Consider the following 26,696-nt stretch of genomic DNA (forward strand, 5'->3'; position numbering starts at 1 on the left):
TCACCCTGACGTCCCTGCGGCGCACGTGCCGGGGCGTCACCCGTCGACGGACTCCGGCCCCGGCCGATCGGCGGGGCCCACCGAGAAATCGTTGGCATCGCGGGCCTGCAGGTCGAGCACGACGTCGCGCAACTCGTCGAGCTCACGCGCCAGCTTCTCCAGCGCCCAGTCGACCTCGTGTGGTGAATAGCCGCGCAGGGTCTGGGTGAAAGTGAGTCCTCGCACGTCCTCCCCCGTGATGCCGGCACGCGGCAGCCTGGTCAGTGTGGTGCCGCGCGCCAGGGGTGGCAGATCTTCGCCGCGCCCGAAGACGAACCACACCGCCGCGAACACGACGGCCACCACCACGGCCATGATGAGCAGGTAGAGCAGGATCGTCTGCATGCGGTCAATAGTCGCAGACGGGCGGGCGCCGGAAAGCTACGAGGCCATCTCCTCGTCGTCGGTCTCGAGCGGACGCAGCGTGTTCATCGCGGGCCGGTCCTCGAGGTAGACCTCGGTGGTGTGTGGGGTGAACGAGCCGTCGGGTTCGGCGGTGAACTGGGTGAGTCCGATCCCGGAGTCGTCGATGCCGCAGCGCCGCATCAGGGTGCCCACGATCTGCCGGCTCATCACGCCGAGCTCGATCAGCGGTCGGTTGCGGTGGGTGCGGACGCCGAGGTTGACCTGGCCGATGCCCTCGAGGCCGTAGCGGTCGAAGGTGTCGATGAGCAGCCCGATCTCCACGCCGTACCCGGGTGCGAACGGCACCGAGGAGAGCAGTTCGCGGGTGCCGGCGTATTCACCGCCGAGCGGCTGGAGCACGCCGGTGAGATCGGGGCGCTGAGAGGCGAGCAGGGGTCGTGCGACGAGTTCGGTCACCCGGCCGCCGCCGTTGGCGTCGTGCTGACCGCCGGTCCGCAGCGGCCGCCGGTAATAGCCCTTGACCAGCTGGATCTTCGGGTCGACGAGCAGCGGGCCGAGCATCTTCGGCACGAACATCGGGTCGGGATCGATCAGGTCGGAGTCGACGAACGCGATGATGTCACCGGTCACCGCGGCGATGGACCGCCACAGCACCTCGCCCTTGCCCTTGACCGGCTCGACCTCGGGAACGGCCTGCTCACGGCTGATGACCTGGGCCCCGGCCGCGCGGGCGCGTTCGGCGGTGGCGTCGGTCGAGCCGGAGTCGAGCACGATGAGTTCGTCCACGAGGGTGCCGAACAAGGGGTAGATGGAGGCGATGACGTCGGCGACGGTCTCCTCCTCGTTGAGCGCGGGGAGCACCACCGACACGGTGCGCCCGTCCTTGGCGGCGACGAGTTCGTCGACGGTCCAGTCGGGACGTTCCCACGTGTTGGTGGATGCCCAGCGCTGCTTGGCGCCGAGGGTGTCGGCAGCGGTGGGCCAGATGGTGGTCTTGTTCCGGTTGTTGCCGGCGGTTGCCTTGCGCGATTTACGCTTGCGGGTCCGACGAACCTCTTCGGTCATGCGAGTCCCCTGACTGTTCGGGCGGGAGATCGTGTCCCCGCGATGGCAGCGACCATGTCGACCACTCGACGGGTGGCGGCCACTTCGTGCACGCGGAAGATCCGAGCGCCTGCGGCGGCGCTCAGAGCTGTTGCGGCAAGAGTGCCCTCCAACCGTTGATCAAGGTCCACTCCCAGAGTCTCCCCCACGAAATCCTTGTTGCTGAGCGCCATAAGCACTGGCCAGCCGGTATTAACAAGATCTTTTACACCACGTAACAAGGCGAGCCCGTGGTGGGTGTTCTTGCCGAAGTCATGTGTCGGATCGATCACGATCGAATCCTCGGCGACACCTTCGGCCAGCGCTCGTTCGGCGGACGCGGTCACCTCGGCGACCACGTCGGCGACGACGTCGTCATAGGCGACGCGGTGCGGACGGGTGCGCACCGTCGCCCCGCCGGTGTGCGAACAGACGATGCCGGACCCGGTCGCGGCGGCGACCTTCACCAGGTCGGGATCGGCTCCGGCCCAGGTGTCGTTGATGAGGTCGGCGCCGGCGGCGCAGGCTCGTTCGGCGACCTCGCTGCGCCAGGTGTCCACGCTGATCACGATGTCCGGGTGACGGTCGCGGACCCAGGCGATCATCGGCACCACCCGGGCGATCTCGGTGGCGGCGTCCACCTCGGCACCCGGCCCGGCCTTCACCCCGCCGATGTCGATGATGTCGGCTCCCTCGGCGACGACCTGATCGATCCGTGACTGCGCTGCGGTGTCGGCAAAACTGGCGCCCTTGTCGTAGAACGAGTCGGGCGTGCGGTTGACGATGGCCATGACGAGGGCACGGTCGGTCGCCACGGGTTTGCCGCACAGGGTCGAGAGCATGGGTTCCAGCGTAAGTCAGCCCTTCGGCGCCTTCGCTTTCGCGACGTCGGAGGGATAGTCGTCGTAGAACTCGACGTAGCCCTTCTCCTTGCCGGCGAGCACGTAGATCTGGTCGTCGCCCGCGTCGGTGTAGCCCTCGTCGCGCAGTTCGACCTTGCGGTTCTTGAACGTCGAGGTCTGTTCGAAGTCATCGACGACCCGGACGAACAGCGGTACCGCGTACGACGGCAGGTTGTCGTAGAGGTGGCCGGCCAGCTTCTCCGGATCGAGTTCCTGACCGTCGCGGATCTTGATCGCGGCCATTCCGGCCCGCCCGTCGGTGCCCTCGACCTCGACGCCGTAGACCACCGACTGTGCGATCGAGCCGAACGAGTCGAGCGCTCCTTCTACCTCGGTGGTGGCGACGTTCTCCCCTTTCCAGCGGAAGGTGTCGCCGAGCCGGTCGACGAAGGCGATGTGGGAGAAGCCCTGATCGCGCACCAGGTCCCCGGAGTTGAAGTAGGCGTCGCCGTCCTTGAAGGCGTCGCGGATGACCTTCTTCTCGGTCTCGTCGGGGTCGGTGTAGCCGTCGAGCGGCACGCGTTCGCTGATCTCGGCGATCAGCAGACCGGTGCCCCCCTTCGCCACCTCGATCAACCGACCGTTCTTGTCGCGCTTGGGGTCCCCGTGTTCGTCGTAGGCGACGATCTTGTACGGGAGCGGGCAGAAGCCCGCAGTGCGGGCGACGTCGAACGCGTTGACGAACGCCAGGTTCAGTTCACTGGCGCCGTAGAACTCCACGATGCGTTCGATGCCGAACCGCTCGGAGAACTCGTCCCAGATCTCGGGGCGCATGCCGTTGCCGATGATCACCTTGACGGCGTGCTGGCGGTCGGTCGGCTTCTCCGGCTGCGCGAGCAGGTAGCGGCACAGCTCGCCGATGTAGCAGAACGCGGTGGCGCGGTTGCGGATGACGTCATCCCAGAACTTCGACGCGGAGAACGAGCGCCCGATCGCGATGCAGGCGCCGGAGGCCAGCACCGAACCGAGCGACACCGAGAGCGCGTTGTTGTGATAGAGCGGCAGGGCGACGTACATGGTGTCGCTGTGCTTGAGCCGCACCGCCAGCCCGCCGATGCCGGAGAGGTTCGCCAGCCACCGGTTGTGGCTCATCACGCTGGCCTTCGGCATGCCGGTCGTCCCCGAGGTGAAGATGTAGAAGGCCTTGGTGGACGCGGGCAGAGTGGCGGTGATCTGGGGGTCGTGCTCGGATTTTCCCTCGGCCGCCGCGTCGAAGGCGTCGAAGTCGAACACGTGCTTCGGCCGGTCGTCGGCGGGGATGTCCTCGAACGCCTCGGCACAGTCCGGGTCGTACACGAGGACCTTCGCGCCGAGAAGAGAAACGCTGTGCGCCAACACTTTTCCACGCTGGTTGTAGTTCAGCATGCCGGCGGTGGCCCCGAGTTTGACCGTCGCGAGGATCAGCATCAGGTCGGTGGGGTTGTTCTTCGACAGGATGGCGACGACGTCGTCTCGCTCCACCCCGTTCTCGGCGAGTACCTCGGCGTAGCGGTTGACGCGCCGGTTGACCTCGCCGTAGGTCATCGAGCGACCCTCGAACCGGATGAACGGACGGTCCGGGTGTGCCGCGGCGTGCTTCTGGAAGATCGAGCCGATGGTGCGCTGCGCCTCCGGCGGCCGGTGGATCAGCCGCGGCAGATGCCGGACCATGTTGGGGGCGTGTGGCGCCATCTTCACGACGCCTCGGATGAGATCCGTGAGACCGACGGCAGTGTGGGTATCACTACTCGACATCAGCTGCTACTCCGCTTCCACGAGGAAATCTGGGGGTGACGCACGGCGATCGTCTCAACCACCGTTGCGATCATCACCCCTACATTACCGGCCAGTAGCAAGACGGATCGCGGACGGCACGGAATCGGTCACCAGCAGGCGGTCGAGCGCGGCTCGGGCGACGAATCCCCGACCGGACAGATCGTCGAGCCAGGTCAGCAGCGGCTCGTAGAAGCCGAACGGGTCGAGCAGCACGACCGGTTTGTCGTGCATCCCGAGGTACCCACCGGTCCACGTCTCGAACAGTTCCTCGAGCGTGCCGATGCCACCGGGCATCGTGATGAACCCGTCGGCCCGTTCGTCCATCTGCCGCTTGCGTTCCCGCATGGTCTCGGTGACGACGAGTTCGTCGGCACCGAGGTCGGCGACCTCGCGTTCCATCAGTGCGCGCGGGATGATGCCGATGGTCCGGCCCCCGCCGGCGCGCGTCGCCTTCGCGATCGCGCCCATCATTGAGACGTTGCCGCCGCCGGAGACCAGCGTGTGCCCATCGGCGGCCAGCGCGGTGCCCAGTTCGGTGGCGAGATCGAGGAACTCCGGCGCCACCGGGCCGGAGGCACAGTAGACGCAGATCGCGCTCATCGGGCACGTCCGGCCGCCGCGGCGGCGATGATCTCGACGACCTCGGCGGGTTCGTCGACGACCTGCAGGATCTCGAGGTCGTCGTCGGAGATCATCCCCTTGGCCAGCAGGACATCGCGCATCCAGTCGATCAGCCCCGCCCAGTGGTCGCGGCCGAGCAGCACGATCGGGAACCGCACCACCTTCTCGGTCTGCACCAGGGTCAGCGCCTCGAAGAGTTCGTCGAGCGACCCGAATCCGCCCGGCAAGCAGACGAAGGCCTGGGCGTACTTCACGAACATCGTCTTGCGGACGAAGAAGTAGCGGAAGTTCATGCCGACGTCGACCCAGCGGTTGAGGTGCTGCTCGAACGGCAGCTCGATGTTGAGTCCGATCGACTGTGCCCCCGCCTCCCAGGCTCCTTTGTTGGCGGCCTCCATCGCGCCCGGTCCGCCGCCGGTGATGACGGCGTATCCGGCCTCGCCGAGGGCCCGACCCAGACGTATCGCGAGGTCGTAGTACTCGCTGCCGGGTGCCAGGCGCGCGGAGCCGAACACCGTGACGGCCTCGGCGACCTCGCTCATGGCGTCGAAGCCGGCCACGAACTCCGACTGGATACGCAGCACCCGCCAGGAGTCGCGGATCGTGCGGTCGGCACGCACCTGCGCGTCGCGCGGGTCGACCCATTCGAGAAATCGGCGATCGGTGGTGGTGGCGTCTTCCGCGGTGGGGTCGCGCCGGACTCGCACCGGCCCGACGTAACACGTTTCGAGGTCCCCGAGGTCGGGATCCTCGACGCGATGGCGGCCGGGGTTGCTGTCATCCGACGACATGGTCACCCACGCTACCCCGCGCTCAGGACAGATAACGCCGCAAGAGCTCGGTCACCTCCCGGATCTGCGCGACCGGTACCCGCTCGTCGGCGCGGTGCGCGAGATTCGGATCGCCGGGACCGAGGTTGACCGCCGGGATGCCGAGCGCGGAGAACCGGGAGACGTCGGTCCACCCGTACTTGGCGCGGAAACGTCCGTCGGCCGCCTCGACCAGGGCGGCGGCGGCCGGATTCGACAGTCCCGGAAGGGCTCCCGCGGCCGAGTCGGTGACCTCGAAACCCACTTCGCCGTCGGCGAGGTGATCGGCGAAGACGTCGCGGACGTGATCGGTGGCCTGCTCGACGCTGCGGTCCGGGGCGAAGCGGAAGTTCACGTCGACCCAGGCCGTGTCGGGGACGACGTTCCCGGCGACACCGCCGCCGACACCGACCGCCGAGAGCCCTTCCCGGTACTCGCAGCCGTCGATGTCCACGCGGCGCGGCCGGTAGCCTGCCAGCGTGGTGAGGACGGCACCGAGTTTGTGAATCGCGTTGTCGCCCATCCATGATCGCGCGGAGTGGGCACGCACACCGGTGGTGGACAGACGCACCCGCAGCGTCCCCTGGCAGCCTGCCTCGATCAGCCCGGCGGTGGGTTCGCCGAGGATCGCGACGTCGCCGGCCAACCACTCGGGCGCGTCGCGCTCGATGAACCCGAGGCCGTTGTACTTCGCGGCGATCTCCTCGCAGTCGTAGAAGATCAGCGTGAGGTCGCACGACGGCTCGGTCAGGGTGGCCGCGAGGTGGAGGAACACCGCGTCACCGGATTTCATGTCGACGGTGCCGCAGCCGTGCAGCACGTCGCCTTCGTCGTCGTCGGTGGTCCGCCGGGACGGCAGGTTGCCCGCCACCGGCACCGTATCGAGATGCCCGGCGAGGATGACCCGGCGACCCGAACCGCGGTCGGTGCGTGCGAGCACCCGGTCGCCGTCTCGGACGATCTCGAAACCCGTTGTCTGCGTGCGTAAAGCGTGCTCGACCGCGTCGGCGATGGCGGTCTCGTGGCGGGACTCGCTCGCGATGTCGACGAGGGCGGCGGTCAGGTCGACGGGGTCGGCGTGCAGGTCGAGGGCGGGGATGGTCTCGGGCGCGGTCGTCACCCGACCAACCTAACCCGCACACCCGGACCGCGACCACACCCGCGTCGGCGGCTCCGACGAATCAGAGATCCACCTGCTCGAGATGCCACTCGATCGACGCGAAGTGCGGCATCTGGCGACCGTCGTCAACCCCGATCTCGTCGGCGATGATCGCCTCGAGGTTGGCGCTCGACGCCCTCCGGCTCGGACTCAAGCTGGCACTGCGGCGGCGCGACGAGGAGCCGTCGGGCCGAACGATCTATCTCGACAGCCGGACACTCACCGTCGACCGATTCGCCGCCCTGGTCCGCGACGCGGCTCCCGACCTCACCGAACGAAGCGTCGCGCTCATCGCGACCTATGCGATCGCCGGAGCCGACGGCCTGTTCATCGCACGTGAAATCGACGGAGATGCCATCGATTTCACGGCACTATTCGAGCTGCACGCGCGTCTGATCTTCACCGCCGCGATCGACATCGTGGCCGCCGACGAGAAGAGCAGATCGTCGTGAGCCGCCTGGTCTCATTTCTGATAGCGCGGCTCGTAGAGCTGCACCGTGAAGCCACCGGGAACGTGGAAATGGGTCACGAGTCCGTACCCGTGGTCCTCGACGGGTCCGGTGAACTCGACGCCGCGACCGGTGAGCTCCGCGACGGTCTGCTCGATGTCGTCGCAGTAGAACGAGATGTCGGCGGTGCCCGACGGTGGCTGCTCACCATCGGTGGGGTGCACGCCGAGATCGGCCTCCGGGGCGTCGAAGATGAGCCAGCCGCCGCCGGTGTCGCTGCCGGGTAGCTGCAGCTTGTCGCGGAGGAACTCGCGCAGTGCGCCGTCGTCGGAGGAATAGAACATGGCATGCATACCGCGGATCATGAGGTCCTCCTCGTGCCGACCGACGTGACCCCAAGTTACGCGTTTCGTCGTGCGCGTGGATGACACCGGACCGACGGACGGCGGTCGACAGGGGTCCTCGCCGTATCATCGTGATGCTCAACGGGGGAAGGACCGACATGATCATCTTCGGGAGCCGGACGACGACGGCGTTTCTGGCCGCGCTGTTCTTCACCTGCGGGTTCTGCCACACGCAGGCCGCTCAGCGACTGTTCCGGGTCCGTACCTGGTTCACGCTGTTCTTCCTGCCGATCTTTCCGTTCGGCCACGGCAACTACCAGATGACCTGCTCCTATTGCGGCCGGGCGTCGACATTGAGCCGGGAGAACGCGGAGCGTTTCGTCGCCGACGCGCGGGCGAAGCAGCACGGGGCGGCAGCGCCGTATCCGGCGCCGCAGCAGCACGCCGCGACGCAGCATCCCCAGCACCCGCAGCATCATCACCCGCAACAGCCGCAATCCTCGATGCGGCAGGGCGGGTTCTGACCGGCAGCGGTTCACGCCGACGACTCTCCGCAAACCTCACGACCGTCGCCGCACGCGCGGATAACGTCGGGGCATGACCACCGATTCTCCGGCCCCGACCTTCAACGCCCTGTCCCTCGTGACGCGCGACATGGGCGCGGCGCTGGCGTTCTACCGCATGGTCGGCCTCGAGTTCCCCGACGGCGCAGACAACCAACCTCATGCCGAGACTGTCGCCGGAGGGATCCGGATCCTGTTCGACACGTATGCCGTGGTCGAGTCCTTCACGCCGGGCTGGCATCCGCCCACCGGCGGTCATCGGATGGCGCTCGCTTTCGAGTGCGCGACACCCGACGCCGTGGATGCCGCATATGCCCGCCTCGATGCCGGGAATCGTTCGGCGGTGGAGCCGTTCGACGCGGTCTGGGGTCAGCGCTATGCGGTGGTGCTCGACCCGGATGACAATCCCGTCGACTTCTACTGCCCGCTCGGCTGACCCGTCCCAGCACGGCCCGGCCGTGGCCGTGGCGAGGCGCTCATGGCATCGGCTGTCCCCGCCCCGGTAGGCTTTTCTCCCGTGACGACGAATGGCGCTTACGCAACCGGCATAGCCACCGTGACGAACGGCGGGTCCGCTGATCCCGGTGTGGTTCTCGACGTGTGGTTCCCCTCCCCCGAGCTCGGCAGCCCGGAGGCGTCGGGAACGACGATCCTGGCGGCGGACGAGGTCTCCGAGGGTCTGCGCGACCTGGTCGGCGTCGACTCCGCGCGGGGCGTCAAGACGGTCGCGGTGCGGACCGCCATCACCGATCTGTCGTCGACCCCCGATGACGCCTACGACATCTACCTTCGGCTGCATCTGCTGTCGCATCGGCTGGTCACCCCTCACGGCACCAACCTGGAGGGGATCTTCGGCCTGCTGTCCAACGTCGTCTGGACCAACCACGGACCCTGCGCCACACACGATTTCGAGGCGACCCGGGCCCGGCTGCGTCGTCGTGGCCCGGTGACCGTCTACAGCGTCGACAAGTTCCCGCGGATGGTCGACTACGTGGTGCCCGGTGGCGTCCGGATCGGCGACGCCGATCGGGTGCGGCTCGGCGCACACCTGGCGGCCGGCACCACCGTGATGCACGAGGGATTCGTGAACTACAACGCCGGCACGCTCGGCTCGTCGATGGTCGAGGGCCGGATCTCGGCCGGTGTGGTCGTCGGCGACGGCTCGGACATCGGCGGCGGCGCGTCCACCATGGGCACGCTCTCCGGCGGCGGCAAGGAGATCATCTCGCTCGGCAAGCGGTGCCTGCTCGGCGCCAACTCCGGATGCGGTATCCCGCTCGGCGACGACTGCGTCATCGAAGCCGGCCTCTATGTCACCGCGGGAACCAAGGTGACCGGTCCGGACGGCACCGCGATCAAGGCGCGCGACCTCGCCGGGCAGTCGAATCTGCTGTTCCGCCGCAACAGCCTCACCGGCGGCGTCGAGGTCACGCCGTGGAAGGGCGACGGGATCGCTCTGAACGAGGCGCTGCACAAGCACAACTGAGGCTGTTTCTCGCTCGTCGCGCACCGCCTGTTCGTTGAGCGCGACGAGCGAGCGAAGCGAACCCGACGCTGGACGAACGGCGGAGGTCCGACGACATGCGCGGTTTCGACAAGCTCAACCAGCGGTAGGCGCTCAACCTGCGGGTGTGGTTTCGACAGGCTCAACCAGCCGTGTGGTTTCGACGGGCTCAACCAGCGCTGAGGCGATCGGCCGCCGCGGCGATGCGCTCGTCGGTGGCGGTCAACGCGATCCGCACGTGGCGGGTGCCGGCGGGGCCGTAGAAGTCGCCGGGCGCGACGAGGATGCCGCGGTCGGCGAACCAGTCCAGCGTGGCGCGGGAGTCCTCGCCGCGGGTGGTCCAGAGGTAGAGGCCGGCCTCCGAGTGATCGACCTGGAATCCGGCGCCGCGGACGGCGGCCAGCAGGGTGTCGCGGCGCGCGCGGTAGCGGTCGCGCTGTACGGCCACGTGTGCGTCGTCGTTCAGCGCGGCAACCATCGCGCCCTGCACCGGGAACGGCACCATCATCCCGGCGTGCTTGCGCACGGCGAGCAGTTCGGCGATCAGCTCGCGGTCACCGGCGAGGAAACCGGCACGGTAGGACGCCAGATTGGACACCTTGGACAGCGAGAACACCGCGAGCAGGCCGGTGTGGTCGCCGTCGCTGACGCGCGGGTCCAGGATCGAGTACGCATCCTGCTCCCACTCGAGGCCCAGGTAGCACTCGTCGGACACGACGATCGCACCCCGGTCGCGCGCCCAGTCGATGACCTTGCGCAGATGGTCGATGCCGAGCACCCGGCCGGTCGGGTTGGACGGCGAGTTGAGGAACACCAGCGCGGGTGCGCTCGGTCCGAGCGCCACCGTCGAGTCCGCGCGCACCGGTGTCGCCCCGGCCAGCAGAGCGCTGACTTCGTATGTGGGATAAGCGACTTCGGGCACCACCACGAGGTCGCCGGCGCCGATGCCGAGGGTCGAGGTGAGACCGGCGATGGCCTCTTTGGTGCCGATGACCGGTAGCACGCCCCGCTCGTCCAGACCGGCAACACCGTAGCGCCGGCCGACCGCCGAGACCGCCGCACGACGCAACTCCGGGGTGCCGATCGTCGTCGGATACCCGGGAAATCCGGAGGCATCGGCGAGCGCCGTGCGGATCACCGGGTCGACCGGGTCGACGGGGGTGCCCACCGACAGGTCGACGATGCCGCCCGGATGCGATGCGGCACGGGCCTTCGCGTCGGCGATCGTGTCCCAGGGGAAGTCCGGCAGGACCGAACTGACCCGACGGCGTGTGCGCGGCGTGTTCACGATCGCCGGATCAGGCTTCTTCGCCCATCGGGGGCAGGCCCTTGATGAAGGGCGGGTCGGCCTCGACCTTGCCGACCTTGCTCGCGCCACCGGGCGACCCGAGGTCGTCGAAGAAGTCCGCGTTGGCGCCGACGTAGGGTTCCCAGTCGTCGGGCACATCATCTTCGTAGAAGATCGCCTCGACCGGGCACACCGGTTCACAGGCACCGCAGTCGACGCACTCGTCGGGCTGGATGTAGAGCATCCGGCCGCCCTCGTAGATGCAGTCCACCGGGCATTCCTCGACGCAGGCCTTGTCCAGCACATCCACACAAGGCTCCGCGATGATGTACGTCACCACACTCTCCTTCACTGCAAAACTCTCACCCGGCCCTCGCCCGCACCCGCGTGTGGTCGGCGGAACGGCGCGTGGGCTGGACGCGCCGCAGGTCGGACACATGCGGGACCCACCGTCGGGTCGGCACACAGATATCCGAGTCCAGACTATCGGGCGGGTCGCCCGAACGACGAAACCATCCCCCGCCCGGCCCCGGGTGAGTAACGGGCATCACACCGGACGGTCCACCTTGTGCTCACCGTGCGGATAACCGTCGACGGGCGCACCTCGGGGCATCATGGTGGATTCCGTGATCGACCAGGCCACCGCTGTCGCCCCCATCCACGCCCGCACCGCGAATCTCCCGACTCGCCTGCGGCCCGCCGACCTGCTGCGGATCACCGACCAGGGGGTCGCCGACGTCGTCGACGGCGTCTACGACCACCTGCTGCCCGACTGCTGGGACCCGGTCGAACGCTGGTCGATGCGCCTGGAATCCGACGACGACCTCGATCTGTGGCTGATCAGCTGGACCCCGGACCGGTCGACGGAACTGCACGACCACGCCGGCTCCCTCGGCGCGCTGACCGTCCTGTCCGGATCGCTGCGGGAGTACCGCTGGACCGGCCGCGACCTGGCGCTGCGCATCCTCGACGCCGGCGACCAGGCGGCGTTTCCGCTGGGCTGGGTGCACGATGTGCAGCGCCACGATCCGCTCCCCGGACGCCACGACTCGGACGCACAGGCGCCCGCTCCGACGGCCGGACCGACACTCAGCGTGCACGCGTATTCGCCGCCGCTGACCGCGATGTCGTACTACGCGGTCACCGATCATGCGACGCTACGACGGACCCGCACCGAACTGACCGACGAACCGGAGTGATGCCGTGCCCACCATCGACGATCTGCTGGCGCAGGCGCGCGACGGCCTCGACCGGGTGTCGCCCGCCGACGTCGCCGGCGAGGTCGCGGCCGGCGCGGTGCTGGTCGACATCCGTCCGCAAGCGCAGCGCACGGCGACCGGCGGACCTCCTGGAGCGGTGGTCATCGAGCGCAACGTGCTCGAGTGGCGCTGCGATCCGGCCAGCGACGCGCGCATCGCCGAGGCCGTCGACCACGATGTCCGCTGGATCATCCTGTGCCAGCAAGGCTATGCGTCGAGTCTGGCCGCGGCCACGCTGCGCAGCATCGGACTGCACCGTGCCACCGATGTGATCGGCGGCTGGGACGCCTGGCGGCAGACCGCCGGCTGACGCCCGCACCGGGCCCGGGTCAGGCGACGGCCGGCCAGGGTCGCCCGTGCGGGATCACGTCGGCGGCCAGCCCGGTCACCGGATCTGCCAGGGCGGCAACGTGTTCGGCCAGTGACGCGTCGATCCACCCGTCGCCGGCGAGCACATAGCGGGGCTGCGCGGTGATCCGTTCGGCGAGGACGTAGCCGGATTCGGCGGTGATCTCCGCGAGCGCGTCGAGGTTGGGCCACGGCCGTTCGGGGTTGACGTGATCGGGGGTCAGCGGTGATACGCCACCCCAGTCGTCGATACCCGATGCGATGAGAGCCGCGCATTCGGAGCGCGACACCAGGTTCGGCGGCGCCTGCACCCGCATGTCCGGGCCCAGCACGATGCGGGCGACGGCCACGGCGGCGAGGAACTCGGTCATCTCCGCGTCGGGTGTACCGCGCATGGCGGTGTCGGGTTTCGCGCGGAAGTTCTGCACGATGACCTCTTGGATATGGCCGTACGCGCGATGTGCATCCGCGATCGCGACGATGGATTCGGCCCGCTCCCACAAGGTTTCGCCGATGCCGACGAGGATTCCGGTGGTGAACGGGACGCGGGTTCGGCCGGCGTCGTCGAGCACCTGCAGGCGGACGAGGGGGTCCTTGTCGGGGCTGCCGTAGTGCGGCTGCCCCTTCTCGGTGAACAGCCGCCGCGACGTCGTCTCGAGCATCATGCCCATCGAGGGTGCGACCGGCCGCAGCCATCGGAGTTCGTCGGCGCTCATCACCCCGGGGTTCAGGTGCGGCAACAGGCCGGTCTGCTCGAGCACCGCGACCGCGGCGGCACGAACGTAGTCCAGCGTCGAGGTGTAGCCATGCGCGGCGAGCCACTCCCCGGCCTGCGGCCACCTGTCCTCGGGCCGGTCGCCGAGCGTGAACAACGCTTCCTTGCAGCCGAGTTCGGCGCCCTGACGGGCGATGTCGAGGACCTCGTCGAGCTCGAGGTACATGCCGTGTCCGTCACGGGTCAGTTTGCCGGGCACGGTGACGAACGTGCAGTAGTGGCATCGGTCGCGACACAGTCGGGTGAGCGGCACGAAGACCTTGCGCGAGTAGGTGATCTGCCGGTCCCGGCCCACCGACGCCAGGCCGGCGTCGCGTAGCCGTCCGGCGACGGACTGCAGTTCCACCAGGTCGTCGCCAGCGCATGCCAGTAGCGCGGTGGCCGCGTCGACGGAGATCGGCGCACCGTTGTCCGCAGCGCTGCGCGCCGCGGACAGTGCTTCGGGAATTGTTGTGTGATGACTCATCTCGGCACTTACCCGTCCCCATCGATGGTGTCGAAAAGATAGGGCGCCGGGTCGAAGGTGCCGTTGCGCTCACGGAAGGACACCGCGGTCCCGGGCCACAGCAGCGTCAGGCGACCGCTTCGGGGATCGACGTACCAACTGTCGCACCCGGTGAGCCACACCGTGGAGGCGCTGCGTTCGTCGATCTCGGCCGTGTAGTCGCGCTCGGCGTCGGCGGTCACCTCCATCGTGGCGACTCCGTTGTGCGACAAGTACTCCAGCGCTCCCAGCACGTAGTCCAGCTGTGTCTCGATCATGTAGATGGCGGAGTTGTGGCCGAGCGCGGCGTTGGGGCCGTCGAGGACGAACATGTTGGGGAATCCGCTGACCGTCGTGGACGCGTACGAGGTCATCCCGCGGCTCCAGTGATCGTCGAGCACGAGCCCGCGGGCACCTCGGATGCGGGTGGCCACCGGGGGTCGAGTCGCCTCGAAACCCGTTGCCATCACGAGGACATCGAGATCGTAGGAGCGTCCGCTGGCGGCGCACGCCTTGCTCTCGAGGACCGACGCCAGTGCGCTGGGCTCGTAGACGACGTTGGGGCGCTGCAGGGCCGGGTAGAAGTCGTCGGACAGCAGGATGCGCTTGCAGCCGATCTCGTAGTCCGGCGTCAGCGCCGCGCGCAGGTCGGGGTCGGCGACGTGGTCGGCGAGATGGCGCAGCGACCGGTCCCGGATCTCGTCGATGTCGGGGCGCAACCCGAGCCGTTGCCGAAATGCCTTGTCCGCGTCGGTGAGCAGCCTCTCGCGCAGTGCCGCCGCGTTGTCCGGCACCTGGAGGTCGGCGCGCTCGCCCGGGGAGAACGCGCGGTCGCCGCGGGGCACCACATACGGTGGGGTGCGGCCGAAGACGACGATCTCCTCGGCATCCTCGACGAGGTGCGGGATCACCTGGACCGCCGACGCCCCGGTCCCGACGACACCGATGCGTTCGCCGCCGCGCAGCAGATCCGGGCGCCAGGCCGCGGTGTGCACGACGGCGCCCGCGAAGTCGCCGAGGCCGTCGACATCGGGCATCCGGGGTTCGGACAGACGCCCGACGGCGAGCACCAGCACCCGGGCGCGGATCGGCCCGGAGTCGGTGGACAGTTCCCACCGGGCGGCCTCGACGTCCCAGCGTGCGTGGTGGAGAGCACAGTTGAGCCGGATGTTCGGTGTGAGCCCCTCGTCGTCGACGGTCTGCTGCAGGTATCGCTGGATCTCGGCCCCGCTGGGGAACATGCGCGCCCAGTCCGACGGTGGGCGGAACGAGAACGAATACAGGTGTGCGGGGATGTCGCAGGCGATCCCGGGATACGTGTTGTCGCGCCAGGTGCCGCCGACCGCATCGGCACGTTCGATGACGACGAAGGATTCGCTTGCGCGCCTGGCCAATTGGGTGGCCATCCCGATGCCGGCGAAGCCCGCACCGACGATGGCGACGTCGACGTCGGTCACCGGCGCACCTGCGGGATCGGCAGCAGGCGGTCCGCTTCGGGCTCGCCGTATCCGGTGGTGCGCTGGCGCGGGGTGCGCCCGACGCGGGCGGCGATGTCGACGAGGTCGTCGACGGTCAGCACCCGGCCCGACTCCTGGCCGGCCGAGGGCATGAGCTCACCGTCGAGGAGTAGGCCACCGATGTCGTCGGCACCACCGGTGAGCAGCGCGAGGACGGTGTCGGGCTCCTGCTTGGTCCACGCCACCTGCAGGTGATCGAAGTGGCGCAGCGTGATCAGTCGGGCGACGGCGTGCACGGCCCGCGACTCCCGCTCCGACACCGTCGCGACCGCCTCGTCGGCGACCGGTGGCGGCGCATTCTGCGGGAGCAGCGGCATCAGGATCAGCTCACTGAATCCGCTTGTGCGGCGCTGGATCTCGGTGAGCAGTCGCAGATGCGCGACTTGCTGGGCCGGAGTCTCCACGTGGCCGTACAACAGTGTCGCGGTGGAGAACAGACCCACCGAATGTGCGGCCTCGATGGATGCGACCCAGTCGGACACCGGTGGCGCGGTGTTGCCGGACAGGCGGGCACGCACCTCGTCGTCGAGCACCTGCGCGGCGGTGCCCGGGACCGAACCGAGGCCGGCGGCGCGTGCGCGACGCAGGAACTCGGTGCGGTCGATGCCCATGCGCGCCGCGGCATCGGCCACCTCCGGCGGCCGGTATGCATGCAGATGCACATCGGGCGCGGCGGCGTGAATGCGCTCGACGAGCCGCAGGTAGGTGTCGGCGGGGGCGTCGGCGGGGATCGGCCCTTGCATGCAGATCTCGGTGGCACCGAGTTGCCACGCCTCGCCGACGAGGTCCTCGACGCTCGGCCCGCTGCGACGCTCGTCGGCGATGACGGCGGTGTCGAGGTTGCGGTTCACCACAAAGGTGAGCGCCGACGGGTCGGTCACCTCGCGCCGCACGGCGTCGGCGAGCGCGGTCAGTTCGTCGAGTTCGTCACCGGACGCGCCGAGCAGTGCCACCCATTCGTCATCGGTCAGCGCCGACGGGTCGTCGGATACGTGTCGCACCGCAGCGCGAACATCGTCTACCGCGGCGTGCGTGTCGGCAGCCCACTGACGCAGGACCATTCCCCCACTGTAACCGTCGGTCAGGACACATCCGGAGCGGGCAGTCGTCCGGTCCAGGCCAGCACGGCGGGCAGTCCCGCACCGATCACCAGCAACAGCAACGTCGGGATGGTCAGCGCGCCCGACGGGTCGAGTTCGACGTCCCCGCCGGGTCCCGGCAGACTGCCGATCACCAACGCGAGCAGCCACGCGAGCAGCGGCAGATACCGTGCGGGTCCGTCGGTGAACGACGACGCCAGCCACAGGAAGACACAGTTGAGAACTCCGGCGATGACCGCCGCGACGGGCAGGACCACACCGCCGAAGCGCAGGTACGCGAAGGCCACCGACAGCACACCGACGACGAAACCGTCGAGCACCAGGAAGGCCAGCAGCAGTCGGTCGGCCCACCGCATCAGGCGACCCCGTCGAACAGGTCGGTCTCGCGAGGTGCGGATGGGTCTGCGGGCGGCGCGGTACGGATGAAGAACTCGTGATCGGTGATCGGCTGCAGCACGTTGTTGGACAACGCGTATTCGGTGCCCGACGGGGCCACGGTGACCTGGGTGGCGTGCGCGGCAAGCGCAGCGACCTTTCTGTCGTACACGTCGGAGACGTCGATCTCGGCGGTGACGTGCCGGTCGGGATATCGCGGAAGCTCGCCGGGTTCCGGCATCCGCCAGCCGGCGGGGACGCGATCGACGGCGGCGTCGAGACCCGCGTCGAGCGCCGAGTGTTCGGTCACCGCCTCGTAGACCTTGATCGGGTGGCCGAGACGGTCGACGGCGATCGGGAGGGCGGCCATCGACACGTCGTGCACCATCACGTGATCGGGGTGCCCGTAGGTGCCGACCTTGTCGTAGGTGACGACCACCTGGGGCGCGAATTCGACGACGACTTCGAGCAGCGCGTCGACGAGCGCGTCGAACGGTGCCTGCACCAGCGCCCGGGGATGGGCGGCCGACGGCGACCCCGCCATCCCGGAGTCCCGCCAGCGGCCCGCGCCCCCGAGGAATCGGGGTCGCAACGGTTCACCGCCGGCGGGACTGAGTGCGGCCAGCGCCCGCGTCAGTTCCAGGATGCGGTAGCCGCCGAGCTGGTCGGCGCCGCCGTCGGCGACGAGCTGCGCCCATTCGTCGCCGATGACCTCCCCCTCCTCACCGAGGCTGAACGTCACCACCCGCACGTCGACACCCTCGGCGAGATACCGGGCGATGGTGCCACCGGTCTGGATCGTCTCGTCGTCGGGATGGGCGTGGACGAGCAGCAGCCGGCGGGCCGCGGGTGACGCGGCGGCGGATTCGGTCACGGAAGCTCCCACGAGACGGTGTCGCCGTAGATGGCAACCTGGATCGGGCCGGTCAGCGGCACGTTGCGGACCTTGCCGGTGGATCCGGCGAGCATGCTGTCCTGATAGATCGGCAGGTAGACGGACTGGGCGGCGAGCAGCGGTTCGGCCTCGGTGAGCTGCGGGGTGGGGTCGGGCGCCGACAGCGCCGTCCGCGCCAGACCGATCAGCTGGGGATCGCACACGCCGGAGATATTGCTCGCATAGCTGTCGTCGGCGCTGGTGCCGGTCTGGCCGGGTGCGACGCTGGTCGGGGTCGGCGGCGTGGACAACGACGGGGCCGTGCCCGGCTTGGGCTGGTCACAGTCGACCTGCGAGGCGAGTCCCGCGGCGGGGGTCTCACCCAGCCCGGTCCACCCGACGACGAGGTCGACGCGTGCGTTGGTCAGTGCCGCACCGTAGAGGTCGCTGTTGGGCAGGGCCACCACGCCGGCCCGCACGCCCTGGCCGCGGAGCTGGTCGACGATGTTGGAGGCGGCCGACGTCGAACGCGGGTCGCCGCTGATGGCACCCACCCGGACCGTGAGGTCTCCGGTGCCGTTGCGGTAGGGGTCGACCCCGGCGGGGAGCGGTTTGATCTCGGTCGTCTCCGACGCGGTTCCGTCGGCCGTGCTCGCGTCGGTGCTCGATGCGGCGGCGCTGCCCGACGGCGACGCGGTGGCCGATGCTCCGGCGCTCGGCGCCGGCGTCGACACCTCCGGTGCACGCACGTAGCCCGCCTCCCCGAGGAGTGCGGTGATCTCCGCCTCCGACGGCCGCGGCCGGTCCACCGGGGTGTAGCCGGGATCGGTGGGCGCGTAGACGGTATTGGCGAACGGCGTGACGATGTCGTCGCCGGCGGCGGCGTACGCGACGAGTCCCGAGTTGATCATGCCGAGGACGGCGGTGCGCACCTGCACCGACCGCATCGTGGAGGTCCGGGCGTTGACGCTCACCGTCAGGGCGCGTGCGGTGGGATTGCGCTGCGAGGCGAATCCGGGCACCGCGGTGAGTTCGGCGGTGGTGGCGGGTCCGGTCGCCACGGTCACGACCGACGAGTCGCCCGATCGCACGGTGTCCACCATCTGCGAGGCGGTGCCGGCGCGTCGCAGCACGATCTGGTCGAGGCTCGGCGGGGTCATCCAGTAGCGGTCGTTGCGTGCCAGGCGAACCTCGTCGCGGGTCTGGTCGATCGACACCACCTGGAACGGTCCCGCCGACAGCGGTTTGCCGGTGTCCATGCCGGTCTGGAAGCCGGCCGGGGCGCCGCGCAGCACGTGACTCGGCAGCAGTCCGCTGAACAGTTCCCGCCACGCCGGATACGGCCGCGCGAAGGTCACCTGAACCTCCTTGCCGCCGGCGCGGGACTGCACGGAATCGATCAGCCGATATCCGGCCGGGGCGACCACGTTGGGCTGCCGCGACATCTGCTGCCACAGGTAGGTGAAGTCGTCGCCGGTGACCGGCAGGCCGTCGGACCACTGGGCGTCGTTGTGGATCTGGTAGGTGACGGTGAACGGGGTGGTCGCGGTGACCGCGGCGGACGTGACCAACGCGTCCTGCCGGCGCCACACGACGCCCGTCGGCGTGGTCACCGGGCGGAAGGCACTCGGCAGGGTCATCGCGGCGATCGCGGTGGTGACCGTGCTCTGGTCGGCACCGATGTGCGGATTGAAGCCGTTGCCGATCGAGTCGGTCGCGATGTAGATGGTCTTCTCGGTCGGATACTCGGCCGGGGTCGCGGGTGCCGCGGTCTCGCGCACCGGGGGCGGCGGACTGGCCGAGCACGCGGCGAGCAGCATGGCCACCACGCCGACCATCAGCACCGACAGCGGCGCCGTGGCTCGCCGGGATCTTCCGTCTGCACGAGTCACCTGCAACCACCCCCACGCATTCCGCACGCGCCGACGACTCCCGGGTCGGCTGTCACTGCCGCAGCTACTGCCCAACCCGGGTTATCCGACCGCCTGATCGCGCGTCTTGGCGCGGGAACGCTCGCGGGCACGGGTCGTCGCATCGAGGTGAACCTTACGCACCCGGACCACCTCCGGCGTGGCCTCGACACACTCGTCGGCGGCGCAGAATTCCATCGCGCCCTCGAGTTCGAGCTGCATCGGTTTCGCGAGCGTCTCCATCACATCGGCCGACGACTGCCGCATGTTGGTGAGCTTCTTCTCGCGGGTGACATTGATGTCGAGGTCCTCGGCGCGTGGGTTGATACCCACGACGTGGCCCTCATAGGTGTCGTCGCCCGGGTTCACGAAGAAGGTGCCGCGGTCGGCGAGCTGGATCATCGCGAACGGTGTCACGCTTCCCGCACGGTCGCTGACCAGCGAACCGGTGTGGCGGGCGCGGATCTCGCCGGCCCACGAGTCATAGCCGTTGAACACGGCGTTGGCGATGCCGGTGCCGCGGGTCTCGGTGAGGAAATCGGTCCGGAACCCGATCAGACCACGCGACGGCACGGTGAACTCCATGCGCACCCAGCCGGATCCGTGGTTGTTCATCTGGTCCATACGACCCTTGCGCGCGGCCAGCAACTGGGTGACCGCACCCAGGTATTCCTCCGGAACGTCGATGGTGAGGTGCTCGAACGGCTCGTGGACCTTGCCGTCGACCTTGCGGGTGACCACCTGCGGCTTGCCGACGGTGAGTTCGAAACCCTCGCGTCGCATCTGCTCGACGAGGATTGCCAGCGCGAGCTCACCGCGCCCCTGCACCTCCCAGGCGTCGGGGCGGCCGATGTCGAGGACGCGCAGCGACACGTTGCCGACGAGTTCGGTGTCGAGCCGGTCCTTGACCATGCGTGCGGTCAGTTTGTGACCCTTGACGCGGCCGGCCAGCGGTGAGGTGTTGGTGCCGATGAACACCGAGATGGCGGGTTCGTCGACGGTGATGCGTGGCAGCGCAACCGGGCTCTCGGCGTCGGCGAGGGTGTCGCCGATCATGATCTCGCTCATGCCGGCGACCGCGACGATGTCGCCGGCCACGGCGGACTCCGCCGGGCTGCGGTCGACGCCGACGGTGGCGAGCAACTCGGTGATCTTCGCGCGTTCGACGATCGCTTCGGCGGTGCCGTCAGCGTTGGCGACCTCGCGACACCACGCGACCGTCTGCCCCTTGCGCAGGGTGCCGTTGTGGATGCGGACCAGCCCGAGGCGGCCCAGGAACGGTGACGCGTCGAGGTTGGTGACATGCGCCTGCAGCGGGGCCTCGGAGTCGCCCTTGGGCGCGGGAACGTGCTCGAGCAGCACGTCGAAGAACGGGTCGAGGTTCTCGCCCTCGGGCACTTCGCCGTTGGCGGGTTCGACAGTGCTGGCGATGCCAGCGCGACCCGACGCGTAGAGCACCGGCAGATCGAGGACCTGCTCGGCGGCTGCGGCCGCGTCCTCGTCGAGGTCGGAGGCGAGGTCGAGGAGCAGGTCGTGGGTTTCCTCGACGACCTCGGCGATGCGCGCGTCCGGCCGGTCGGTCTTGTTGACCAGCAGGATGACCGGCAACGAGGCCGAAAGAGCCTTGCGGAGCACGAATCGGGTCTGGGGCAGAGGCCCCTCGGACGCGTCGACGAGCAGCACGACACCGTCGACCATGGACAGTCCGCGCTCCACCTCGCCGCCGAAGTCGGCGTGGCCGGGCGTGTCGATGACGTTGATGACGACCTCGGTGCCGTCGGGCTGGCGACGGTGCACGGCGGTGTTCTTCGCGAGAATGGTGATGCCTTTTTCCCGCTCGAGGTCGCCGGAGTCCATCACGCGGTCGACGAGTTCGGCGCGCTCACCGAAGACACCGGACTGGCGCAGCATCGCGTCGACCAGGGTGGTCTTGCCGTGGTCGACGTGCGCGACGATCGCGACGTTGCGGAAATTGGGGACAGCGCTCACTGGGATCTCTTTCACTGCGGTTTGTCACCGGCGATCACCGGCAGGCAAGTCAACCTGTACAGGGTACCGGCCGGGCCGCTGAGATCGGTATCACAGCCGGTGAACACTCACTTATCCGCCGCCGAACTCGGCGCGTTCGTCGTCCGGTGCGCCGGTCGACCGCACGGCCACGGCGGCGGCCACCGCGAGGATGCCGACCGCCTCGACGGGCTGCGGGATCTGACCGAGCGCGACCGCGCCCACGACGCAGGCCGTCACCGGCAACAGCGCCAGCATGAGTGCGAACTGCGCCTGCCCGACGCGGGCGAGCACGACCTGATCGAGTGCGTACGGGATCGCGGTGGACGCCACGCCCACCCCGAGTCCGGCCAGCAGCAGTCGAGCGGTCGGAGCGCCGGCGGCGAAGGCCGGTCCGAGACCGAGCGCGAGCGGTGAGGTCGCGACGGCGGCGACGGCGAACCCGGTGGCGAGATCCTCGATCCCGCGTCCCCGCCGGGCGACGCGTTTGCCCAGCACGATGTACCCGGCCCAGCACGCCGCCGCGGTCAGCGCGAGCAGCACGCCCGCCGGGGTGCCCGCCCAGCGGACATCGGCGATCAGCAGGACCCCGACGACGGCCAGCACCAATGCCGCCGCATCACGTCGCGTCCGCGAGCCGAGCGCGGCGACGGCGACCGGACCCAGGAACTCGAGCGCGACCGTGGTGCCGAGCGGCAGCCGTGCGAGTGCCTCGTAGAAGGCGATGTTCATCGCGGCGGTGATCAGGCCGAACGATCCGGCCAACAGCAACCGCGACGGACGCCACGCGGCCCACCCGGGTCGCACCCAGGCGAGCAGGACGACCGCGGCCCCGGCGATCCGCAACCACGCGACCGTGCCCGGCGCCAGGGTGTCGAACAGGACGACGGCGATCGCCGCACCGACGTACATGGAGGTGGCGCCGAGGATCATCAGCCCCGGGGCCATGAGCTTCGTCGAGGTGGTCATTCGAGGTCGGCGAGCAGCTCCGGCACCCACACCGAGTCGGCGGGCACGAGCAGGCCGTCGTGTGCCATCGCCGCGAGCGCCGCCGCGTCCACCCATCGGATCGCCTGATGTTCGGCCGGGTGCGGGACGCCGTCGGTGATCTCGGCCCGCATCGCGATCAGGGTGAGGTCGACGCGCAACGCGACCCGCTCGACAAGCTCCGTCCCGACGCCCACCCACACCCCGAGCTCCTCGTGAAGTTCCCGGCGCAGGGCGTCGGCCGGCGTCTCGCCGTCCTCGACCTTGCCGCCGGGCAGCTCCCACAGTCCGGCCACCTCGGTGGGATACCTGCGCTGCGCGAGCAGCAGACGCCGCCGGGCGGGATCGACGATCGCCCCTCCGACCACCAGACGCGACGCCGTCACGACCCGATCACCGCCACCCGCTCGGGCACCAGAAGCAGCGCGACGTCGTCACCGACCGCGAGGTGCTCGGCGGTGACCGCATCGAGGACACCGATGCCCGACGTCACCCGCAGGCGCCGCCCGGTGGGCAGGTCCGCCGCCGCGGCGACCACTCCCGAGACGGCGTCGGCATCTCCGGCGGCGACGGCCCGCACCGACTCCGGACGCAAACCGAGTTGTACCGGCCCGTCCGGCAGGCCCAGATCGGCGCGACCAAGCGCAGTGTCGGCGACGCCGTCGACGATCCGCGCGTCCACGACGGTGGTCACGCCGAGGAACCGGGCGATCCACTCGTCTGCCGGCCTGCTCCAGAGCTGTTGCGGCACAGCTGTTTGCACGATGTCACCGCCGCGCATCACCGAGATGGTGTCCCCCATCAGCGCGGCTTCGGTGTGGTCGTGGGTCACCACGATCGTCGGAGTGTCGGTGGCCCGGACGATGTCGGCGATCTCGGCGGCCAGTTGGTCGCGCAGCAGTCGGTCGAGGGCGGCGAGCGGTTCGTCGAGCAGCAGCAGACGGGGACGCGGCGCGAGCGCGCGGGCCAGCGCGACGCGCTGGGCCTGGCCGCCGGACAATTCGTCGACGCGGCGTTCACCGAGATCGGGCAGCCGCACCAGGGCGAGCATCTCGGTGACCCGTTCGGCGATCGCCGCGCGCGACCAGCGGCGCATCTTCAGGCCGTACGCGACGTTGGCCGCCACACTGCGACCGGCGAACAGCTGACCGTCCTGGAAGACGACGCCGAAGTCGCGGCGATGGGCGGGCACGCCGTCGAGGTCGGCGCCGTCGAAGCGAATTCGTCCGCCGCTCAATGGTTCCAGTCCGGCGACCGCCCGCAGCAGCGTCGACTTCCCGCAGCCGGACGGACCGAGCAGCGCCGTCACCACCGACCCCGAGGTGCCGACCGTCCAGTCGACCCCGTCGAGCACGACCGTCGGGCCGTAGCGCACCCCCACGTTCTCGATCTCCAGCATGACTACCGAATCTCCACCATCGCTACAGGGGCGTCCCGGTCCGGGGCCGGAACATCTCGACGAGAACCACGGCCCCCGTCGTGATGGCGACGAGCAGCATCGAGGCGGCCATCGCGGTCGCCAGGTTCTGCGCACCCGGCCGGTTGAGGGCCGAACCGATCAGGACCGGGAGGGTGGTGGTGTCGGCGCGGGCCAGGAAGCTCGTCGCACCGAACTCGCCGAGCGCCATGACAAAAGCGAATCCGCCTGCCGCGGTGAGTGATCGGCCGATCAGCGGAAGGTCGACGGTGAGAAAGACCCGCATCGGCCCGGCGCCGAGGGTGGCCGCGGCCTGCCGGACCCGGTCGGGTACGGACTGCAGGGCCGGAATCGTGATCCGCACGACCACCGGGATCGCGATCAGCGCCTGCACGCACGGGATCACCAGCGGGGAGTCCGACACCTCCGACGGCATCGACGCGAGGACGATCAGGTAGCCGAAACCGAGGGTGACCGCGCTGATGCCGAGCGGGATGGTCGCGACGACGTTACCGACGGTGCCGGCCACCCCCCGGGACCGGTGCAGTGCCAGCGCCGCCAACAGGCCGACGAGCAAGGCGATGACCATCGCCAGTGCGGCGGTGACCAACGAATACCGCAGTGTCGCAAGCGGAGTCACACCGTTGACCGACTCCCCCAGCGCGCGGTACCCGTCGAGGGTCCAACTGCCGCCCGACGCCGGGCGCACCGACCGCAGGGCGAGCACCGCGATCGGACCGACGAGCACCACCACGGTCCAGACGATCGCCGCGCCCACCGGCAGCCACTGGCGGCCGCGGGGCGTGAAACGGGTATCGGTGACACGACCACCCGCACCGCCCGACGACGGGTCTTCGAACAGTCGGGTGAGCAGGAGCGCCGCGACCACCACGACGATCTGCAGCATCGACAGCGCCACCGCCTCGGGGATGCGGAAGTAGCCGATCGCCTGGGTGTAGATCTCCGTCTCCAGCGTGCGGATCTCACCGTTGCCGAGGATGATGATGACGCCGAAACTGGTGGAGCAGAACAGGAATACGAGCGACGTGGCCGCCCCGACGGCCGGCGCGAGCCGCGGCGCGACGACGCCGAGGAACGCGCGGAGCCGGCCGGCGCCGAGCGTCCACGCCGCCTCGACGACCCGCGGGTCGAGCGAGCGCCACGCCGCACCGACGATACGGGCGACGACCGCGACATTGAGGAATGCGTGGGCGAGGAGGATGGGCCACAGCCCGCCGTCGAGTCCCAGGACACCGAGCGGCCCGCCGAGCAACGCCCGGAACGCCACGCCGACGACGACGGTCGGCAGGACGAACGGCACGGTGATGATCACCGTGAGCAACAACGATCCCCGGATGCGGACGCGCGCGATGAGCCAGACCATCGGTATCGCGACCACCAACGCCAGCACCGCGGAGGCCGCCGCCTGAAAAAGGGTGAAACCCAAGAGGTGCCACGCGTGCGTTCGCTGCAGGAGGACCCCGACGCCGTCGCCAGAGCTCTCCGACACCGCGCGGGCCACCAGTGCCGCGACCGGCCAGACGAACAGGATCAGGATGAACGCGCCCGGCACCGCCCGCAACGCCAGCGAACCGAGCCGGGAAACGGTCACCGACCGACGGCGTCGCGCCATTGCTGCAGCCAGGTCTCCCGGTTGGCTGCGATCACGGCCGGGGGCAGGTTCACGGTCCACGTCGGGGCCGGCGCGCGCTCCTCCCAGCCGTCGGGCATCTTCGTCCCGTTCTGCACGGGATAGACGTACATGGCGTCGGGCAGCGCCTCCTGCACCGTCGGGCTCAGCATGAAGTCGACGAGTTTCCGTGCACCGTCGGAGTTCTTGGCGCCCTTGAGGACTCCGATGTATTCGACCTGCCCGAAGCAGCTGTCGAGGATTGCCGAGGTCCCCGGCGTCGCGGCGGGCGAGGAGGCATACGACAGCACGATCGGCTTGTCCCCCTTGCCTTCACCGGCGGTGAACAGCTGGTTGTAGGCGATCTCCCATCCGGACACGATCGATGCGCCACCGGCTTCCACGGTCTTCCAGTAGTCCTGCCAGCCCTGGGGGAACAACCCGATGGTGGCGAGCAGGAACGCCATCCCCGGCGACGACGTCGAGGGGTCGAGCAGCGCCGCCTGCGCGGCGTATCGCGGTTCGCGAAGGTCGCGCACGCTCTTCGGCGCCTGCTGCTGGTTGCGGGTGTACCAGGCATCGTCGACGTTGAGACACACGTCGCCGCGGTCGACGGCGGTCAGCTCGTTGTTCGAGTCGGGCACGGCATACTCGGCGGCGCCCTTCGCCGCGGCCGGCGACACATAGGGTTCGAGAGCACCCGCCTCGATCGGGCGCGACGCGAAGGTGTTGTCGATGCCGTACACGGCGTCGGCCTTCGGCGAGCCGGGCGTCAGCGAGACCGTCGACGCGAGTTGACCGGCGTCGCCCGACTTCACCACCTTCAACGTCAGACCGGTCTGCTGCTTGAAGGCGTCGAACACCGAATCGGGCAGCGAGAAGGAGTCGTGGGTGAGCAGGGTGACCTCGGTCGTCGACGACGAGTCGTCACCGCAGGCGGTGGCCCCGACCAGGACGGCAACCGCCGTCAGCGCCACGATCATCGCCCGGACCCGGATGGTGCGTTGTCTCGCCACGGATCGATCCAACCAGATCGGCACCCGGCGGACGACCGCGACAGGCTCGACACGAGAGAAACCAGAATCTATCGTTCACATTAGCCACATCAATAACAATTGTATCAATAATCAC

The 26,696-nt window shown here is 69.2% G+C and carries 28 protein-coding genes; 6 read left to right on the plus strand and 22 right to left on the minus strand.

The annotated features are described in order from the left end of the window. Window positions 1-36: 36 nt before the first annotated feature. The 7 genes from ACWDTI_RS23065 to dapE form a co-directional block, all read right to left on the minus strand. Window positions 37-384 (minus strand): DivIVA domain-containing protein, encoded by a 348-nt coding sequence (locus ACWDTI_RS23065; protein ID WP_449740458.1) that lies wholly within the window; start codon window positions 382-384, stop codon window positions 37-39. A 36-nt stretch (window positions 385-420) separates the two neighbouring features. Further along, on the minus strand, window positions 421-1,470 hold the full coding sequence (locus tag ACWDTI_RS23070) for a glucosyl-3-phosphoglycerate synthase (RefSeq protein ID WP_449740459.1): 1,050 nt from the start codon (window positions 1,468-1,470) through the stop codon (window positions 421-423). Further along, the gene (folP, locus tag ACWDTI_RS23075; protein WP_449740460.1) at window positions 1,467-2,330 is read right to left on the minus strand and encodes a dihydropteroate synthase; all 864 of its coding nucleotides are present in this window, start codon (window positions 2,328-2,330) and stop codon (window positions 1,467-1,469) included. Before folP ends, ACWDTI_RS23070 begins: the two co-directional genes overlap by 4 nt. A 15-nt stretch (window positions 2,331-2,345) precedes the next feature. Further along, the gene (locus tag ACWDTI_RS23080) at window positions 2,346-4,124 is read right to left on the minus strand and encodes a long-chain-acyl-CoA synthetase (RefSeq protein ID WP_449740461.1); all 1,779 of its coding nucleotides are present in this window, start codon (window positions 4,122-4,124) and stop codon (window positions 2,346-2,348) included. Window positions 4,125-4,208: 84 nt separating this feature from the next. Next, the gene (locus ACWDTI_RS23085) at window positions 4,209-4,745 is read right to left on the minus strand and encodes an LOG family protein (protein ID WP_449740462.1); all 537 of its coding nucleotides are present in this window, start codon (window positions 4,743-4,745) and stop codon (window positions 4,209-4,211) included. Beyond that, the gene (locus tag ACWDTI_RS23090) at window positions 4,742-5,557 is read right to left on the minus strand and encodes an LOG family protein (RefSeq protein WP_449740463.1); all 816 of its coding nucleotides are present in this window, start codon (window positions 5,555-5,557) and stop codon (window positions 4,742-4,744) included. Before ACWDTI_RS23090 ends, ACWDTI_RS23085 begins: the two co-directional genes overlap by 4 nt. Before the next feature lie 22 nt (window positions 5,558-5,579). Beyond that, the gene (gene dapE, locus ACWDTI_RS23095; RefSeq protein WP_449740531.1) at window positions 5,580-6,674 is read right to left on the minus strand and encodes a succinyl-diaminopimelate desuccinylase; all 1,095 of its coding nucleotides are present in this window, start codon (window positions 6,672-6,674) and stop codon (window positions 5,580-5,582) included. Between the two features lie 167 nt (window positions 6,675-6,841). Between dapE and ACWDTI_RS23100 the strand changes: the two genes are divergently transcribed. Continuing rightward, window positions 6,842-7,186 carry a hypothetical protein gene (locus ACWDTI_RS23100; RefSeq protein ID WP_449740464.1) on the plus strand — a complete coding sequence of 115 codons (345 nt, stop codon included), beginning with the start codon at window positions 6,842-6,844 and terminating at the stop codon, window positions 7,184-7,186. Window positions 7,187-7,197: 11 nt separating this feature from the next. Here ACWDTI_RS23100 and ACWDTI_RS23105 read toward each other — a convergent pair whose 3' ends face one another. Beyond that, window positions 7,198-7,548 carry a VOC family protein gene (locus ACWDTI_RS23105; protein WP_449740465.1) on the minus strand — a complete coding sequence of 117 codons (351 nt, stop codon included), beginning with the start codon at window positions 7,546-7,548 and terminating at the stop codon, window positions 7,198-7,200. A gap of 137 nt (window positions 7,549-7,685) precedes the next feature. On the opposite strand from ACWDTI_RS23105, the gene ACWDTI_RS23110 reads away from it, so the two are divergent. The 3 genes from ACWDTI_RS23110 to dapD all read left to right on the plus strand — a co-directional run bounded on the left by ACWDTI_RS23110 (window position 7,686) and on the right by dapD (window position 9,576). Next, window positions 7,686-8,051 (plus strand): zinc-ribbon domain-containing protein, encoded by a 366-nt coding sequence (locus ACWDTI_RS23110; RefSeq protein ID WP_449740466.1) that lies wholly within the window; start codon window positions 7,686-7,688, stop codon window positions 8,049-8,051. 73 nt (window positions 8,052-8,124) lie between these two features. After that, window positions 8,125-8,526, plus strand: a complete 402-nt coding sequence (locus tag ACWDTI_RS23115) for a VOC family protein (RefSeq protein WP_449740467.1) — start codon at window positions 8,125-8,127, stop codon at window positions 8,524-8,526. An 81-nt stretch (window positions 8,527-8,607) separates the two neighbouring features. Further along, window positions 8,608-9,576 carry a 2,3,4,5-tetrahydropyridine-2,6-dicarboxylate N-succinyltransferase gene (dapD, locus tag ACWDTI_RS23120; RefSeq protein ID WP_449740468.1) on the plus strand — a complete coding sequence of 323 codons (969 nt, stop codon included), beginning with the start codon at window positions 8,608-8,610 and terminating at the stop codon, window positions 9,574-9,576. Window positions 9,577-9,763: 187 nt separating this feature from the next. Here the strand turns inward: dapD and dapC are convergent, their stop codons facing one another. Continuing rightward, on the minus strand, window positions 9,764-10,882 hold the full coding sequence (gene dapC / locus ACWDTI_RS23125; protein WP_449740469.1) for a succinyldiaminopimelate transaminase: 1,119 nt from the start codon (window positions 10,880-10,882) through the stop codon (window positions 9,764-9,766). A gap of 10 nt (window positions 10,883-10,892) precedes the next feature. Then, the gene (fdxA, locus tag ACWDTI_RS23130; RefSeq protein ID WP_449740470.1) at window positions 10,893-11,222 is read right to left on the minus strand and encodes a ferredoxin; all 330 of its coding nucleotides are present in this window, start codon (window positions 11,220-11,222) and stop codon (window positions 10,893-10,895) included. Between the two features lie 274 nt (window positions 11,223-11,496). Between fdxA and ACWDTI_RS23135 the strand changes: the two genes are divergently transcribed. Both ACWDTI_RS23135 and ACWDTI_RS23140 read left to right on the plus strand, forming a co-directional pair. Continuing rightward, on the plus strand, window positions 11,497-12,081 hold the full coding sequence (locus tag ACWDTI_RS23135; protein WP_449740471.1) for a cysteine dioxygenase: 585 nt from the start codon (window positions 11,497-11,499) through the stop codon (window positions 12,079-12,081). A gap of 4 nt (window positions 12,082-12,085) precedes the next feature. Beyond that, complete coding sequence (locus ACWDTI_RS23140) at window positions 12,086-12,451, plus strand: rhodanese-like domain-containing protein (RefSeq protein ID WP_449740472.1); 366 nt, start codon at window positions 12,086-12,088, stop codon at window positions 12,449-12,451. 19 nt (window positions 12,452-12,470) lie between these two features. On the opposite strand, the gene cofG is transcribed toward ACWDTI_RS23140, so the two are convergent. The 12 genes from cofG to ACWDTI_RS23200 form a co-directional block, all read right to left on the minus strand. Then, entirely contained in the window at window positions 12,471-13,730 is a 1,260-nt protein-coding gene (gene cofG / locus ACWDTI_RS23145) for a 7,8-didemethyl-8-hydroxy-5-deazariboflavin synthase CofG (protein WP_449740473.1), read from the minus strand. A gap of 8 nt (window positions 13,731-13,738) precedes the next feature. After that, the gene (locus ACWDTI_RS23150) at window positions 13,739-15,205 is read right to left on the minus strand and encodes a flavin-containing monooxygenase (RefSeq protein ID WP_449740474.1); all 1,467 of its coding nucleotides are present in this window, start codon (window positions 15,203-15,205) and stop codon (window positions 13,739-13,741) included. Continuing rightward, window positions 15,202-16,326: an FO synthase gene (locus tag ACWDTI_RS23155; RefSeq protein WP_449740475.1), complete on the minus strand. Its 1,125-nt coding sequence runs from the start codon at window positions 16,324-16,326 to the stop codon at window positions 15,202-15,204. The genes ACWDTI_RS23150 and ACWDTI_RS23155 overlap by 4 nt, the downstream gene beginning before the upstream one ends. Before the next feature lie 20 nt (window positions 16,327-16,346). After that, complete coding sequence (locus ACWDTI_RS23160; RefSeq protein ID WP_449740476.1) at window positions 16,347-16,721, minus strand: facilitated glucose transporter; 375 nt, start codon at window positions 16,719-16,721, stop codon at window positions 16,347-16,349. After that, window positions 16,721-17,614 (minus strand): N-acetyl-1-D-myo-inositol-2-amino-2-deoxy-alpha-D-glucopyranoside deacetylase, encoded by an 894-nt coding sequence (gene mshB, locus ACWDTI_RS23165; protein ID WP_449740477.1) that lies wholly within the window; start codon window positions 17,612-17,614, stop codon window positions 16,721-16,723. The genes ACWDTI_RS23160 and mshB overlap by 1 nt, the downstream gene beginning before the upstream one ends. Beyond that, window positions 17,611-19,452: an ABC transporter family substrate-binding protein gene (locus ACWDTI_RS23170; RefSeq protein WP_449740532.1), complete on the minus strand. Its 1,842-nt coding sequence runs from the start codon at window positions 19,450-19,452 to the stop codon at window positions 17,611-17,613. Before ACWDTI_RS23170 ends, mshB begins: the two co-directional genes overlap by 4 nt. A 135-nt stretch (window positions 19,453-19,587) precedes the next feature. Further along, window positions 19,588-21,513: a translational GTPase TypA gene (gene typA, locus ACWDTI_RS23175; RefSeq protein ID WP_449740478.1), complete on the minus strand. Its 1,926-nt coding sequence runs from the start codon at window positions 21,511-21,513 to the stop codon at window positions 19,588-19,590. 111 nt (window positions 21,514-21,624) lie between these two features. Then, complete coding sequence (locus ACWDTI_RS23180) at window positions 21,625-22,500, minus strand: EamA family transporter (protein WP_449740479.1); 876 nt, start codon at window positions 22,498-22,500, stop codon at window positions 21,625-21,627. Next, window positions 22,497-22,904, minus strand: a complete 408-nt coding sequence (locus ACWDTI_RS23185) for an NUDIX domain-containing protein (protein ID WP_449740480.1) — start codon at window positions 22,902-22,904, stop codon at window positions 22,497-22,499. The genes ACWDTI_RS23180 and ACWDTI_RS23185 overlap by 4 nt, the downstream gene beginning before the upstream one ends. Continuing rightward, on the minus strand, window positions 22,901-23,917 hold the full coding sequence (locus tag ACWDTI_RS23190) for an ABC transporter ATP-binding protein (protein ID WP_449740481.1): 1,017 nt from the start codon (window positions 23,915-23,917) through the stop codon (window positions 22,901-22,903). Before ACWDTI_RS23190 ends, ACWDTI_RS23185 begins: the two co-directional genes overlap by 4 nt. A 22-nt stretch (window positions 23,918-23,939) precedes the next feature. Continuing rightward, the gene (locus ACWDTI_RS23195; protein ID WP_449740482.1) at window positions 23,940-25,568 is read right to left on the minus strand and encodes an ABC transporter permease; all 1,629 of its coding nucleotides are present in this window, start codon (window positions 25,566-25,568) and stop codon (window positions 23,940-23,942) included. After that, window positions 25,544-26,548, minus strand: a complete 1,005-nt coding sequence (locus tag ACWDTI_RS23200) for a thiamine ABC transporter substrate-binding protein (RefSeq protein ID WP_449740533.1) — start codon at window positions 26,546-26,548, stop codon at window positions 25,544-25,546. The genes ACWDTI_RS23195 and ACWDTI_RS23200 overlap by 25 nt, the downstream gene beginning before the upstream one ends. Between the last annotated feature and the right edge of the window lie 148 nt (window positions 26,549-26,696).

Source organism: Gordonia sp. NPDC003424 (assembly GCF_053588655.1).